Here is a 14,994-nt window from a genome sequence, read left to right as displayed (position 1 = left end):
TCAAGACACTGAGGGATGCGCATCTGCTGATGCGCGCAGTCCCTTCGTCTTCCCAAGGGAAGCTACCGCCATGGATCCATCTGAACAGGAGCGCTTTGAGCGACTTTGTGCGGCCAACGTGCAAGCGATGAAGCTGCACGGGTTGCGCAGTAAAACAATTGTCAGCTACAGCCGAACGTTGCGGCGGGTCGCGGGGCATTTCGACCGTTGCCCCGATGATCTCAGCCCGGCTGAACTCAAGGGCTACTTTGCCGCTTTGCTTGAGCAGTACTCATGGAGCACCATCAAGGTGGATCTCTGCAGCCTGCAGTTCTTCCACCGCTATGTGCTTGATCGCGAGATGGAGTGGATCAAGATCATCCGTCCGCCGCGTGTCCGCAGTCTGCCGGATGTTCCAACCCGCGAGGAAGTGCACAGGCTGATCAATACGGTGCGCAGGTTGCGCTACCGGATCTTCCTGCTGGTGGTCTACAGCCTGGGCCTGCGGATCGGTGAGGGCCTGGCGCTGGAGGTGGCGGACATCGATGGCAGCCAGCGGCGCGTGCACATCCGCGATGGCAAGGGCGGCAAGGATCGCTACGTGCCCATGCCGGCGCTAACGCTGCAGGCGCTGCGCCGGTTCTGGACGACCCACCGCCATCCCCGGCTGCTGTTCCCCAGTCCGGCCGGCAGCCCGTTCATCGTGCGGATCGCCAGCGCGCCGATGGATGCCAGTGGCGTGCAGGCGGCCCTGAGGGCGGCCCGCCTGGAGTGCGGGATCGAGAAGCGGCTCACGGTGCACTCACTGCGCCACGCCTACGCCACCCATCTGCTGGAGCAGGGAATGGACCTGCGCCTGATCCAGTCCCTGCTCGGCCACAGCCACAGCAACACCACCGCCCGCTATGCCCACATCACCAAGGTGGTGCGGGAGCACACCGGCGATCGCATCGAGACCCTGCTGAGCGGCTTCCAGCTGCGCTGGGCGGAGGAGGAGACGTCATGATCCTTCTCTCCCAACTGGTGGAGCGCTACCAGGTCGAGCTGGAACGCCGCCGTGGCCATCAGCTGCTGCCGAGCCATCGCCAGGCCCTGCAGGCGCTGCGGCGCTGCCGGCGTCAGGGCAGCGACCTGATGGTGCTGCAGTGTGGCGCGTGTGAGCACAGCCTCAAGATCCCCCATTCCTGCGGCCACCGCAGCTGCCCCCACTGCCAGCATCAGGAAAGCCAGCGATGGATTGAGCGCCAGCAGGCCAAGCTGCTGCCGGTGGAGTATTTCCTGATCACCTTCACGGTGCCCGCCGAGCTCAGAGCTCTGTTCTGGCGACATCAACGACAGGCCTATGATCTGTTGCTGAAAACGGCATGGCAGACCCTCGCTTCCTTTGCCCGCCGTGATCCAAAGCTGAGGGGACAAATCGGAGCCCATGCCGTCCTGCACACCCACAACAGGCGCCTTGACTACCATCCCCATGTGCATCTGATCGTTCCTGCTGGTGCGCTTCATGCACGCAGGCGCCAGTGGCGCAGCAAGCCCAAGGGCTATCTGTTTCCGGCAGCCAACCTGGCCAGGGTGTTCAGAGCCAAATGGTTCGAGGGGATGCGGCTGCTGGGCTTGCAGGCACAAGGCTCACTACCACACGAGTGGGTGGTGCACTGCAAACCTGTGGGTGGGGGCAGCAAGGCACTGGTCTACTTGGGCCGCTATCTGTATCGCGCTGTTCTCAGCGAAAAGAACATCCTCGCTGATCAGGCAGGCAAGGTGACCTTCCGCACAGAGGACAACACTGGCCAGGAGGTGATTCAAACCCTCTCGGGCGCCGATTTTCTGTGGTTGCTCCTGCGTCATGTTCTGCCCAAGCGATTTCGGCGTGTGCGGGACTATGGCCTGCTGCATGGCAACGCCAGACAACGGATCAAGCTCCTGCAACTGCTGTTGAGGGTGGTGCAGCCCGAGCCTGCAGTGCAGCGCCGGAAGCCACCTCTGCTCTGCCCTCAGTGCGGAGCGGTGATGAACGTGCTCGCCGTGCGGGTGCAGACGATGACGCCGCTGCTCTGCTGAGCGGGTGGGAATCGAGAGGATAATAATCCTAGAGGTAGCCCTGTGCCCCGATCCATGCCGTGTTGGATGAAGGAAACCGGCCTTGGAGGCTCGTTGCGGCCTACGCTGGGAAAGCTGTGGAGGGCACCAGATCCAGTGGCCGATGGATCGCGTCGTTCTACCCATGGAAAATCGAAAGCCACTGTGAAAAACGGCCCGATCTTTCTGCAGTAGGGCAAGGGCGCCGGAATTGCGGGCTTATTCAACTTCGGATAAGATCGTGGCTGCGCACGATCTATCCATAATCGTTAGAAGGATGGGTAGGAGGCTGTCGACTCAATCCCTTGGGTAGAGGTGCCCAGGCTCCCTTTGGCAAGCCAGGGGGAGGCTGTTCGATGATTTCCTGGCTAGGGTGGAGCACGAATGCAAGGGAGTTCCAAAGAAGGGAATGGAAAACCTCTATGAAGCTGTCGTTGAGCATGACGGTAGAATACGGCTCAGTACATCAGTTCACCTAGAAAAGGGCCTCAAGGTCTTGGTCGCAGTGCCCCGAAGCGTGAAGGATTCAGCTTTCAGCGGAATTGCCTTAAGCGAACCCTCGCTTTCAAAAGATTGGCTCAATCAAGATGAAGAAGAAGCATGGGCGCACCTTCAGTAGGGGATGTTGTAATTATCCCATTTCCCTATTCTGATCTATCGCAATCCAAGCGCAGACCTGCTCTGGTGCTAGCTGAGGTGGGCAGAGGTGATTTCCTGCTATGCCAGATCACCAGCAAGCAATATGGCGATCTTCATGCCGTGTCCCTCAAAGAGTCCGACTTCTTCTCCGGAGGCATCAAGCGAGATAGTTTCATCCGCGGCACCAAGCTCTTCACTGCCAATGAGGCTCTCATTCTTGGAGTAGCTGGCCATCTCACCCATTCCAAGCTTTCAGAGGTTGTTTCCCAACTCATTGACATCCTATCTGCTTGCCTGAAAGATGACACCTTCTAACATCCAGATACAGAAGGCGGGAGCGATGGCTGTCTTCCATGCCGAGATTCATGCCCGCTTCTGATCTGAAGCGTTAGGCGGCGGAGAGAACCCTTGAGCAACTATCTCAAGATCGTGTCTATAGCCTGGGAAATGATCCTTATGGCTCGGCCTGGCGTCTGCATGGGTTGCTCAGCCAACCGCCACCCATCCCATTATCTTGACCACGAGAAACCCGTGGCTAGAGTTCCATTGATTTTCTGTGCTCTCCATATGATTAAGCAGCCTCGATACGACACACTTCAACGAGTGTTGACTCTTCTGGCGCTTACATGTGTCACTCTTGCAGTGACCCGTGTAGCTGTTGGGCTCTTCCATCACGATGAGAAGATTCGGGAGCAGGCTGGGAAGTTGATTGATGAAAAGACTCTTCTCTATCTTGGCTTGGCTGGCGGGCTGCTTCTACTAAAGGATGTCAAGTCTTTGGCTTATGGCGACCTTAAGCTTGAATTTGAGCGGAGACTTGAAGAAGTACGTGTTAGCGCAGAGAACGCACAAGCTGCTGCTACAGGGCAAGGTGGAAAAAGGGAGATGCAGCATTCCATTCCTGAAGCCACCGCCTCGTTAGGGCCCATCTCCCCAGGTAAGGTTCCTGATGATCCTTGGAAGGGAGTTTTTGGTGAGCCTGCCAGCAATACTCGCCAGCTTGAGGCTCAGATCGTCCCAAGCGCTAATCCCGGATATTACCGAGTCTACCTAAAAGTCAAGTCGCTTGATCCTGAAACGAACCCGCTAACAGGCTCAGTTCAGTTTTTCCTGCACGACTCATTTGCCAATGATAAGCCTGTTGTTGCTGTTGGCCCAAATGGCATTGCACAACTAACTTTGGATGCTTGGGGCGCCTTTACGGTTGGCGCTATTGCTGACTCTGGAAATACTCGACTTGAGCTTGACCTTTCAAAACTAGAAGACGCGCCAGCCGCGTTTAAGGGACTAACGAACTTTATGGTAGCTGACGCCTAACATCATCATTCACCCGACCCGCTTGAAGGATGCTTGTCAAAAGCAACGATCCATGCGGTCGGGTAATGATGAGCGTTAGGCCCACCTGAAGGCTGCTTGTTGAGCTGGAGTTGCCTGGGGCACTTCCTGTAGCTTCACGAAAGTGTTCAGTTTGATTTCGAACCTGGCTAGGACGCTACCAATCTCAGCAAGCACGGCCTCTCCTTGGCTGCCGCAGCTGAGCTCAGATGGAAAGCAGCAGTCGTCTTGCTTGATGATCGTGCTGACTGTGGTGAAGTAAGGATGGTTGCCTTAGCTCCAATAGGAGACATACTCTTCTTTGTAGCCCTTGTAGATCGCGAGCAGGTAAGGAGAATCACTGGGGCTCTGCCGCAGTGCCACCCGACAGGTCGAAGACACTGCGACGACAATATCCTGGTGGAGAGGCTGTGGCGTACCGTCAAATACGAGGAGGCCTACCTACGCGCTTACAGCGTTGGCTGGGAAGCAGAGATCAGCCTGGCCAGCTTTCTGTGGTGGTACTTTCATGTAAGGCCGCACAGCTCCCTGGGAGGCAAAACTCCCCATGAGGTCTACCCTGAGACCGAAGCCTGTTCCTCCCGTCCGAAGTTAACGATGTCAGGGGCCACAGCTGTCCAATAAAAGGCACCCACCTCAGACAGCGGAACCCATCGGGCCAGCGCGCCTTCTTGAATGCAGCCGCACATTGGCTCCTCGGTTCCGAAGAGCCGCTGGAAGCGAGGCAGCGAAAAGCCTTGCTGGAGCTGGATGGTGATGCGCACCATGGCTGGGCTAGTATATTTGTAACAGTTCATGGCCCCAAGGAGCCAGCCGCGGAGCGAGTTGGGCAATCAAGATGGTTGATGATTCCAATGTTAGTACTTATCTGCTAAGTCGCACATGAAGATGATCGTCATGGCCCGGCCATGGTTGAACTCCTTTTAACTTGTTGTCGTTACAAAGAATTAATTGAACAGTTAATAAGGAATTGCTAATAATGGTATTAATTAGATCTTGGGTTCGCGTGAGGGAATAGTTAGGATCTCGAAAAGTAACACCTATTCTTGCTCCATCTGATCTTAAGAGTCAAAAATCGACATCTAAACCGGTTTGATGGCTCTTATGGGGTGGGACAGGCCCACCACCATTTTTACTAATGTTTCCTATTCCAATTACCGGTCCTGTTCGATGGTTCTCAAACCATGCCTTACCAATCTCTTCTATAGCTTTGATAGTTGCCGGCAATCCAAATTGCTTGTCACGAAATTGAGAATAACTATAGTAACCTGTTCCCAATATGGGAAGCTGTGTATTAACCGCAGGAAAAGGCACTGCTTCAATGATTAAATCCTCAAGAGATCCATCATCCAGAGGGCAAAAACACGGAGTATCCTCTAATTGAATAGGAGTTTCATTATCTACTGCCTCCAGGTCAATGGGACTTGAAAATATGACAATAGGGGATTCGTTAGGTGATTCAATTACAAGCCTTCCTGAAAGCAGTTCATCAAGACGTCGCTGAATAATTGCAGCAGGCACTGCATAGTTTTCTTGTTGGAATATTCCTCCAAAGTGGAGACCTATAGCTTTTCCTGTTTTAAAGTCTAAGACAACAGAACCAGAATTTCCTCCCAGAGTTGAGCAGTCATGAGTAAACACGGGCACATTTTGCGACAATCTCGCTGTTGACATCACTTCACCGGGCTGCAGCCGCTTGATATCATATATGTCCTCAAATGTTTCATACAGTTTTGCAGGCTCAATTGGGTTACGTTGACTATCTCTTGCTGGGTAACCAATCACTGTGATCTCACTCTCTCCACTGACAGATTCAGTTGCTAAAGCAATAACTGAGCGAGATGTATCTCCACTGCGCTTTACTTTCAAAAAGGCCATATCCGAGCCTTGTTGGGGTTCAATATACAAAACATCAACAATGTCAAATTGCTCCTCTTGATCGATTCTATATTCTTCTCGAAAATCAACGTTAACTTTGATTGTCTTGTTTTCAAACGGATTGGTTTGGAAGGTGAATTTACGACCCTCTTGAAAAGCAAAAGTTTGCGCCACATGTCGATTAGTGACAATAATATCATCAGTAACGAGCCAACCTGTTCCGACGTAGCTAAGACCACGGGGGTGCTCTCTCAGCTCAATTCTTCCAACTGATTTGATTACTGTGTCAATAGTTGTACGGTGAGGTTCTAATCGTCTTCTCCAATATTCAGTACGTGGAGTCTCAAAGGAATTATTTTGAATCTTTATGGCTGGACGCTCTGCTTGCTTAATGATAGCTTCAAGGAGAATTGCATTCAGAGGTTCTAATTCTGCAGCTGCTTTGGCAGTTCCCTCAGCTAAAGAAGCTTTAAGATAGTCTCTAGCAAGCTTTGGATCAATTTCAGCTGCTCTTAATCTTTGACTATCCTCAAAATAATTAGTTTCAAGAAGCTCTTGAGTTAACTCAGTGTTGTTGAATAGACTTTCTGACGGCATGGTTTGCTTGCTCCAAAATTAGTGCAGGTGAATGGTAAAAGGTCAAATACTCCTTAAGGGCAACCAACGGATTCTTCTACTGAATATGTATCATTAAAGACTTTGACTAAGATTGATACCGTTGCTTGAAATACTCCGCCCGTAACAACTAACAATGTTTGTCCTTCCTGTTCTGCAAGAGATACTATACAAGATTGCCACTTACCATCATCGCTTCTTGTGGCTTTGGGAATCACAGAAATAACACGTTCCCAAGCAAAATCTAAGGGGACAACACCTTGCCCTTGATTATCTAAAGATAAGGATATACTATGAGTTACCAGACTTAGATTAGCTTGAATATCTACCTGTTCTTGTGACATAAAGGATGCAAGAGCAACTCCTTCGTCAAGGCCAACTGATTCTAGCCTTCCACCCATGATAATCTCGACTTCAGTTTTGGTATATCCAGGATCCCAGTGGTCATTTTCAGGAACATGAGAATGTCCATAATGCCCCCCTTTTGAATCCCAGTTTGTAGCATTGCGGTTATGTCCTCCAGGATCAGTTGAACCTGTTTTAGGGAATCCGTTTGGCCAAACTTTAGGTACACCATGAGTAGCTTCTATCCAGCGACACAATTTAGAAATATTATTGAGGGTTTCTTTGCTTTTAGGTTTACCTGCAAAACCAACTACCTCGATTTGAATCGCTGAGTCTCTGTTGGTTTGAACACCTCCATCTGCATTAAAGAGAGAGCGGGCAGAAACGCCTGTATCGATATGTTGATAAATAGTTGTAGAATCGACTGTAAAGTGAGGGTCAGATCTGTTGCTCTGATAAGCTCTCATCGCACTTGATGCTGTAGAACCTTCAGTGGTGTGATGAACAATCTTAAAAGGGCCTCCTAAATAAGCACCCACTCCTCCTGTAATCGGTTTCCAAATAGCAAAAGGGCAACGTGCCATAATAGTCTCCCAAAAGGATTGACTCGTGAAGCGGAATCGAGAATGAGAATAAGTAAGTCCGATTTGTCAGAAACTAATTTGTGCTACCGAAGAATTTTAACTGCTCATAATTTGCTTTAAAGTTAGCTCGCTAACCGGATCTAGATCTAAACTAAAATCTGACGATTCTTGTAAGTCTATTTCAGTTGTGTCCCCAAGCGAGATACTCTCAAGAGTACTAATTTGACGCTGCCAATCTTTTGCATAGCCAGCAATCAAAGCCGGTTTATCACCAGGGTTAACCACATCTCTTGCACCTATAAAGTTTGTTTTATTTCCGTTGACATAAGTTCCTAGTTTTTTTGATGTAAACCGACCTTTGCTCATGCCATCAACTAAAATGAACAAGGCAATATTCGGATCCATGGCTTTATCAGGATTACCTAGAAGATTGACCCCTAAGATGTCACTGTACTTCTTATAGTTATAGTCCCAAGTAAGCTGTACATAGCCACGTCCATAGTATGGATAATATCGAAGATTTTTACGTCGCCACTCCTCACTTAGCCAATAGGCTTCTCGAACAGGCTTAAAAGTATTGTTGGTTTCGTGCTGAACCGTTGCCAATACGTATGAGATTTGTGAGTCCAGAGTCAATCCTTGCCGTTTACATTCTCGTAGAATTGCACTTTGTATCTCCTTTTTAGAAGCGGTGGCTGTTAGCTTTCCATCTTCGGGCTGGATTGTATCGAGTCTCAGCAAAAACTCAGCAGTTGTGGGACCCAAAATATCTCCTCCTGACAGCGCATAAGCTTCATTGAAGTCCCTTAAAGCTTCCCTTGTAATCTTGCCATAAAGTCCATCAACATCGTAGTTATAGAATTTACTCTTGGCGAGTACTTGTTGAATCTCCTTGCACAGTTGTTGATCTTGAACTAAGTAAGATGTTCCTATATCTCCGTAGTCAATCCGCAGACTATTCCTGATAACATCTTGCAAAGTCGCCATTGATTTCTCCTTGTTGTTATGGCGTGTGATTTTCAAAATCTAATACAGGTTGGGCATTCCATTCATTTCATTTACAAAAACCCATAAAGCCACCATGACAGTCATATCGGTAGTCCACGCTACGAAAGTATGATCTTTATTTATTTGTTCAGCGTTTCACAATGTGTCAATGCGGACCATGCTTGCATGTAACAGCGACTAGAGTATGCGTTTGTATGGATAAGACATCATGGCAGTAAAATCGTTTATTCTTGCATGCGACGGAGGAGGAATTCGCGGCTTGGCAACTGCCGCAGTGCTCGCGACTATTGAGGACAGACTCCAAAGAATCAATCCAGGCAAGCCACTGCATGATTACTTCGATTTGATTGCTGGCACCTCAACCGGAAGCATCGTCGCCTGCGGCTTATCCAGCGGACTAACAGCCAGGCAAATCCTTGACCTATATCTGCGCGATGGCATTAAGATCTTTCCACCATTTAAAAAGGTGTTGAAGTCTCTCGTAGATAGGCTAAGAATCGGCTATTCTCAGCCTATCTACCAGGCGGGCTATGAAGACAAAACTAATCCCCATGGGGTGGAGCCTGTGCTACAAAGGGTATTCTCTGACCCCCAAGGTAAAGGCCTTCTCAAGTTTGGGGATTTAGAAAAGCCAACTCTCGTTACCAGCTACGATACATATAATCAGCAGTTTGTTGTGTTCAAGAGTCGCTCATCAGAGTGCAAGGAAATTGATGTGTGGGAAGTGGCGAGAGCATCCTCGGCAGCTCCAGTCGCATTTCCTGCTTACGAGCTGTCCAACAAGACCTTTATTGATTTCTGGAAAGCTCAGGGGTTCCAGACAATCCCTTCGAGGTCGGGAGAGGATTGCATCCCACTTATTGATGGAGGTCTGTCTGCGAACAATCCGGCGTTGTGCGCATTGGTTGAGCGATTGTCCTGGAGTCATGATCGGATTCCGATTGAGGAGATAGCCATTCTTTCAATAGGCACAGGTGACGTGACCCCCTTTATCGGTCCAGTCCTTATGAGAGTGGGTGGTCATGGTCATGCTGCAGCTCCTTGTTGAGCTGCCTCCATGGGCGTACGCCCCTGGAGGGCCGAATGCGGCCTGAGTGAGTTGTACTCCCATCGCCAGCGATCGGCCAGGATCTGCGCCTCCGGGGCTGTAGTGAACAGCTCGGTGTTGAGGAATTCATCGCGGAAGCGGCCGTTGAAGGATTCTGCGAATCCGTTCTCCCATGGGGATCCCGGCGCGATGTAGGCCGTGCTGGTGGCGCTGCTGGCCTCGCACCAGTCCCGTAGGGCCTGCGCAATGAACTCCGGGCCGTTGTCCGATCGGATGAACGCCGGTGCTGGGTAGAGGCTGGTGAGTTCCTCCAGCACGGCCACCACGTCTTTGGCCTTGCAGCGCCTGCCCACCCGGATCGCCAGGCAGAGGCGGCTGTGCTCGTCGATCACGTTCAGGAACTTGAGTCTGCGGCCATCAGCTGTGGCATCGAACTGGAAGTCCATGGCCCACACCTGGTGGGGATGCTCAGCCCGGTGACGCCGCACCGAGCCGTCAGCGGGCCGTGCCCGCTTTCGCTTTCTGGGTGTCGGCCGCTGCAGGCCTTCCTCCCGCCAGAGTCGTTGCACGCGCTTGTGATTGATGGTCCAGCCCTCCCGCCTGAGCAGCCGGTAGGCCATCCGGCGGCCCCAGCGGATGTGCTCCGCTGCGATTTCGCGGAGGCGATGGCGGAGCTTGGCCTCTTCAATGCCGACAACCTTGCCGGGATTTCGTTGGGTGCTCCGGTGCTGCCCCACAACACGGCAGGCCAGGCGTTCAGAGGCCCGGTAACGCTCACGCAGAACCGCGACGGCTCTGCGACGGCGTTCCGGGCTCAGAAGTTTCCCTCGGCGAGATCCTTGAGCATCGCCTTTTCCAGCTCGGCTTCTGCCAACAGCTTCTACTCCTGCGGAGAAGCCTTCGGCTAGAGCCGGGCGTTCTCCTTCTCCAGCTGCGTCAGCCGGCGGGCCTCCTCGGCCTGCATCCCGCCGTACTGCTGCTTCCAGCGGTGATAGGTCGGCTGTGTCACCTCGATGACGCGGCAGACATCGGCGACGGTCTTGCCCTGGGCGATCAGCTGTTCGGCGGTCTTGAGCTTGCGGATGATCTGCTCCGCTGTGTGCCTGGTGCGTTTCATGCTGGAGTCCCCGGCCCAGTCTGGCCGGCTGAGGACTCTCATTCACCCTGGACCAATTCCCGGGGTCCACGTCACAGGGAGTGATCCCATAGCTTCAGAAAAGGACGGAACCAGCTACAGACAGCTTAGTTTTCAGGACGCATCTGGATGGTGCTTGATGGAATGGTTAAGAGTTCGCTGAAAAACCCGCCCACCCCTGCGAAAATGGAGTATCCGCCTCAGGCTTGATGCGTGGTCAGCAGGAGCGCACAGGCTCACTGTTCTCCTACGTCTCGATCGAGGAGCGGATTCCGGCCGGCCATCCGCTGCGGCGGATTCGCAAGCTGGCGGATCAGGCTCTCGATCGCCTCAATCCCACCTTCTGCCATCTCTATGCCTCAGAAGGCAGGCCATCGATACCGCCTGAGCAATTGCTGCTGGCCTCACTGCTGCAGGCGTTCTACGGGATCCGTTCGGAGCGCCTGCTGCTGGAGCAGCTCGACTACAACCTGCTGTTCCGCTGGTTTGTGGGCTTGAGTCCTGACGATCCGATCTGGCATCCGACCACGTTCACCAAGAATCGTGAGCGGCTGCTCAACGAGCAGTTGATGGGCCGGTTCCTGGAGAAGCTGATGGCGGCACCGGAGGTGAAACCGCTGCTCAGCAATGAACACTTCTCCGTCGATGGCACCCTGCTCCAAGCCTGGGCCTCACATGCCTCCCTGGAGCGAATCGACGGAGAGGATGACCCGCCGCCTCCGCCATCAGGCCCTGGCGAGGGATTCGGGGCGGCCAAGGATGGCAGGAAGCGGGCCAAGGGCGACTTCCGCGGGGTGCGTCTCAGCAACAAGACCCATCGCTCCGGCACGGATCCCGACGCTCTTCTGGCCCGCAAGTCGAATGTTCACCCGGCCCTGCCCAGCTACCGGGGGCATGTGCTCATGGACAACCGCCATGCCCTGGTGGTGGATTGCCGGGTGACCCAGGCTGACGGCTACGGCGAACGGGATGCGGCCAAGGAGATGGCCGCCGATCTCCCCGGGCACCACCAGAAAACCATCGGTGCTGACAAGAACTACGACACCCATGGATTCGTCGCAGAGATGCGACGGATCGGCGTTACCCCGCATGTCGCCCAGAACGCAGGACGCTCCGGCGGCTCCGCCATCGATGGCCGCACCACTCGCCATGAGGGCTATGCCAAGTCGATCCATGCACGCCGCGGCATCGAGAAGGTTTTCGGCTGGATCAAGCAGTTCGGCGGCCTGCGCCAGTTCAAGCTGCGCGGCCAGGCCAATGTCAGTGCCATGTTCGGACTGCATGTGATCGCCTACAACCTGATCCGCCTGAGCAACCTGCTCAGGCCTGTGGAGGCGATGGCATGAACAGGCCGTTCTCCAGAGATGGGAGCCTGCGAGGAGATTCAGCGTCGAGCGAGGTACCAATCCCGAGGATCAGGGACTCACAGCGAGCCTGAGTCATTCCAATAATCGCCTCGCCATGACCAGCTGGCTGGGTCACGGAGGGGGAGAACTCGCCTCGCGACGAGATTTTTTCTGCAAACTCTTAAGCCCTCGGCGTGATATTCCACTGCTCCGGGCCACTTCCGATGGATCCTCCGATGCCGTCGAATATCAAGCGAAAATGCTGTTAGCAGCTAACAACTACTACCGTTTACAACCAATATATCAGCAACCGCATGAGTCATTCAACGCCAATACAGACAATCTAAAGGGTATGGTTGCCGATTCCTCGGCTTACCTTCTTACCGGAGTGGGATCCGTAACGCTGGAAAGGCTCATTACAGCACTGTTGAATTATGCCAACTAAATCCCTTGGTAACTCCCTAGCGATACGAAATCCATTCAAGCCATCAGATCTCCTGGTCCTAAATACACAGTGGGTATGCCTCCTTTGGCTCGTTGCGATTTTTTTAACCATACTGCTTAATGCTCTCCCAGTTAGCCCAGGAGCCCTTCAGTTTGAATTCTTTCCTCTTCACGTTCTGAGCCTGTGGACGGCAATCGAAAAACAATGGGCGGCGTTTGGACTCGGTCTGGACTTTCTCTATATGCTAGTTTATTCGCTATCTATAGCCATATTATGCCTACTTGGGTCCAGGGCTCTATCCGTCTCTAGATGTCAATCGGGCTCTAGTCGTGTTTCTAGCTGTTTCATTCACTTTGCTTGGCTGGGGGTTGCGCTGGCATGGGGACAATTCGCTGCGGTGGTTTTGGATACGGCAGAAAACATCTCTTTGCTTTCGCTGCTGTTTAACCTCGTTCCTGAGCACTCGCAGACAATCGCACATCTTTCAGTCAGTTTTGCGTTTCTCAAGTTTGTCATTATCCTATCTGGATTTCCCCTTTATCCAATCGTATGCCTAGTCTGCTTACTGAAATCTAGGAGCACTAGAAACACTTGAGCATGAAGGCGATGCTAAGGAAACTCTGGAAATACCCCACAAATAGGCGAGCAGAGAGATTGCAAGTAATCGTTCAGGGTGAGCGAAGTAGAAGCGCTTCAATGTCCCGCGCGCCGCTGGATTGCAACAGCCAGGATGGGATGATCTGAGGCGCAGCTTTGCTTCCCTGCCCCCCCTCTGGCGAAGGCCCATTAGAAGTTAACCAGAAGCCAGTGGCTCGAATGGTTCTCGCCAGCCCAGAAGCTCCAATAACCCCCTGATGTCGAGCGCGAGGGCGGCCATGCCCTCGGTGATGGACTAGATGCCATCGAGCCGCACGGCATTCATCGCCAAGCTCCGCAATGTCCCCAGGATCTGGACGCCATTGGGCTCGCGATAGCGCAGACCGTCTTCGCCATGTTGGGTGTCGGGAGGAAAGTACCCAGAGTTAGTCTACGCAAAGCCAATCGCCGTGAGGTCAATCACTATGTCAAAGCCACTAAAGAAGATCAGCCTGAGTATGCCGACACTTGAGGAAGTTCAGTTGATTACAGCGGCGGCGGAATCAGATCCTGATGGCCCTCCCTTTACACACGATCAGATGAGCGCGATGGTCCCCATGCGAATGGTTCGCGGACGACCAATGTTGGCAAATGACTAGCAGCTGGTTTCAATCCGATATAGTCCTGAAGTTAATGACTATTTCAAGGCCTCCGGAGCTGTTTGGCAAGCTCCTATGGATGCTGTACTGAAGGACTATGTCGAAGCTCACTCCACAGGCGATGCGAAGGGGGCCTAACGTCAAGATTCAGAAGACGGGAGCGGAGGTAGCCGACAATTCCAAGGCTTTGGCCCGCTTCTGATCTTGAGCGTTATACTTACTAGCATGAAAGCCCCGAACCTCTCCTGCCATGAGTGGAGACAGCCTCTCACTTGAAAGCTTTGGATTTAGCAAAGAAGAGATAATAATCCTTACTTCTATTACGTACCACGGGATCGTATTCGAAGCCGAGCAGAGCAAGTCATATTCACGAATGAGAAGGTACTTTCGAAGCGAAGAAGATAACAATGCCGAACAAAGCGCCTACCAACTTAAAAAGAGAGAATGGGCATGGGACTGGATGAATATAACTTGCAAGCTCCTTGAGATAAATGGTGTAATTGACTCGGCCACCCTGCCTGATTCACTCAAGAAGCTCAGTCTTTCCGAGGCAAAGAAAAACGCGATGATAGTTGAGCTGTCAACATTCGAGCCATACTTTGATCTATCTAATGACCAGAGCGGGCGAGACCTCAGATATGACGATGCAGACAGGTCACGTTATTTCAGATTCTGCTCTACCATTCTAGGAAACTCAATGAGTTTCCCAAAGGCTTATTCAGAGTTTAATGATTGTGCTAAGAAGATTACCAAATCCATTGCGGGCCCTAACTGGACATGGGCATGGATTGGCCTTGGGGCTGCAGTGTTGTTGATTACCGCTCCATATCTTGCCGGCGCGATTGGAGGTGTAATGGGGCTTGGGGGAGCCGCCGCAACATCTGCAGGCCTAGCATTCCTTGGTGGCGGGTCACTCGCAGCCGGAGGCTTAGGAATAACAGGAGGCTACTTTGCATTGATGGCGGGTGGTGCAATACTTGGGTATGGGGCAGGCTCAAAGGACTACAAGGATCGGCTCAAAGCTTCAAGCAAAGAGGAGCTCCTTGTGTCATGCTCAAAGCTATTTGCTGTAACACGCATTTCTTCAACATCCAACCTCAATAAGCTTGAGATATGCAAGAGGGCTCTGGCAATGCAGACAGACTACGAGGCTGAGGCCGATGGCATGTTCATCAACGCTGCGCAAAGTGAAGGTCAGAAGACTGATGCAAAGGCATTGGTACTTCGAGCCTTCAGAAGGGTGCTTCGCGGGGAATTGTGACTTGCAACCATGGGCAGCTCAACTTCCCTTGCTTGACCAGGCATGTTCGGTTTGTTTTCCGC

At 52.4% G+C, this 14,994-nt stretch carries 12 protein-coding genes and 3 pseudogenes; 11 read left to right on the top strand and 4 right to left on the bottom strand.

Annotated features, from left to right (window positions below; translation table 11 throughout):
• Window positions 1–70: 70 nt before the first annotated feature.
• The 6 genes and pseudogenes from CBM981_RS01275 to CBM981_RS15735 all read left to right on the top strand — a co-directional run.
• Window positions 71–985: a site-specific integrase gene (locus CBM981_RS01275; protein ID WP_087066927.1), complete on the top strand. Its 915-nt coding sequence runs from the start codon at window positions 71–73 to the stop codon at window positions 983–985.
• Window positions 982–2,040 carry a transposase gene (locus tag CBM981_RS01270; protein ID WP_087066926.1) on the top strand — a complete coding sequence of 353 codons (1,059 nt, stop codon included), beginning with the start codon at window positions 982–984 and terminating at the stop codon, window positions 2,038–2,040. Before CBM981_RS01275 ends, CBM981_RS01270 begins: the two co-directional genes overlap by 4 nt.
• A gap of 618 nt (window positions 2,041–2,658) precedes the next feature.
• Entirely contained in the window at window positions 2,659–3,012 is a 354-nt protein-coding gene (locus tag CBM981_RS01265) for a type II toxin-antitoxin system PemK/MazF family toxin (RefSeq protein WP_087066925.1), read from the top strand.
• A 93-nt stretch (window positions 3,013–3,105) separates the two neighbouring features.
• Window positions 3,106–4,014 (top strand): pYEATS domain-containing protein, encoded by a 909-nt coding sequence (locus tag CBM981_RS15120; protein WP_157665291.1) that lies wholly within the window; start codon window positions 3,106–3,108, stop codon window positions 4,012–4,014.
• A gap of 186 nt (window positions 4,015–4,200) precedes the next feature.
• A pseudogene (locus tag CBM981_RS16135) lies at window positions 4,201–4,362 on the top strand (hypothetical protein); the annotation flags it as partial.
• A gap of 57 nt (window positions 4,363–4,419) precedes the next feature.
• Window positions 4,420–4,656, top strand: a pseudogene (locus tag CBM981_RS15735) (transposase); the annotation flags it as partial.
• A gap of 444 nt (window positions 4,657–5,100) precedes the next feature.
• Here CBM981_RS15735 and CBM981_RS01255 read toward each other — a convergent pair.
• The 3 genes from CBM981_RS01255 to CBM981_RS01245 form a co-directional block, all read right to left on the bottom strand.
• Window positions 5,101–6,507: a penicillin-insensitive murein endopeptidase gene (locus tag CBM981_RS01255; protein WP_157665290.1), complete on the bottom strand. Its 1,407-nt coding sequence runs from the start codon at window positions 6,505–6,507 to the stop codon at window positions 5,101–5,103.
• Between the two features lie 53 nt (window positions 6,508–6,560).
• Window positions 6,561–7,454: an N-acetylmuramoyl-L-alanine amidase gene (locus CBM981_RS01250; RefSeq protein WP_087069092.1), complete on the bottom strand. Its 894-nt coding sequence runs from the start codon at window positions 7,452–7,454 to the stop codon at window positions 6,561–6,563.
• A 96-nt stretch (window positions 7,455–7,550) separates the two neighbouring features.
• A complete protein-coding gene (locus CBM981_RS01245) occupies window positions 7,551–8,477 on the bottom strand; it encodes a peptidoglycan-binding domain-containing protein (protein WP_197686661.1) in 927 nt (308 codons plus the stop codon).
• Between the two features lie 193 nt (window positions 8,478–8,670).
• On the opposite strand from CBM981_RS01245, the gene CBM981_RS01240 reads away from it, so the two are divergent.
• Window positions 8,671–9,510: a patatin-like phospholipase family protein gene (locus CBM981_RS01240; RefSeq protein ID WP_087066922.1), complete on the top strand. Its 840-nt coding sequence runs from the start codon at window positions 8,671–8,673 to the stop codon at window positions 9,508–9,510.
• Here CBM981_RS01240 and CBM981_RS01235 read toward each other — a convergent pair.
• A pseudogene (locus CBM981_RS01235) lies at window positions 9,489–10,627 on the bottom strand (IS3 family transposase). The gene CBM981_RS01240 and the pseudogene CBM981_RS01235 sit on opposite strands and share 22 nt — an antisense overlap.
• A 227-nt stretch (window positions 10,628–10,854) precedes the next feature.
• On the opposite strand from CBM981_RS01235, the gene CBM981_RS01230 reads away from it, so the two are divergent.
• From CBM981_RS01230 to CBM981_RS15110, 4 genes are all read left to right on the top strand, one after another.
• Window positions 10,855–11,991 (top strand): IS5 family transposase, encoded by a 1,137-nt coding sequence (locus CBM981_RS01230; protein ID WP_087066680.1) that lies wholly within the window; start codon window positions 10,855–10,857, stop codon window positions 11,989–11,991.
• Window positions 11,992–12,106: 115 nt separating this feature from the next.
• The gene (locus tag CBM981_RS15560) at window positions 12,107–12,436 is read left to right on the top strand and encodes a hypothetical protein (RefSeq protein WP_172820783.1); all 330 of its coding nucleotides are present in this window, start codon (window positions 12,107–12,109) and stop codon (window positions 12,434–12,436) included.
• 1,238 nt (window positions 12,437–13,674) lie between these two features.
• A complete protein-coding gene (locus CBM981_RS16130; RefSeq protein WP_197686680.1) occupies window positions 13,675–13,809 on the top strand; it encodes a BrnA antitoxin family protein in 135 nt (44 codons plus the stop codon).
• 112 nt (window positions 13,810–13,921) lie between these two features.
• Window positions 13,922–14,932, top strand: a complete 1,011-nt coding sequence (locus tag CBM981_RS15110; protein WP_157665289.1) for a hypothetical protein — start codon at window positions 13,922–13,924, stop codon at window positions 14,930–14,932.
• Window positions 14,933–14,994: the final 62 nt, after the last annotated feature.

It is taken from the genome of Cyanobium sp. NIES-981, assembly GCF_900088535.1.
In the GTDB taxonomy this organism is placed as follows: domain Bacteria; phylum Cyanobacteriota; class Cyanobacteriia; order PCC-6307; family Cyanobiaceae; genus NIES-981.
This window is presented reverse-complemented; position numbering and strand designations above follow the sequence as displayed.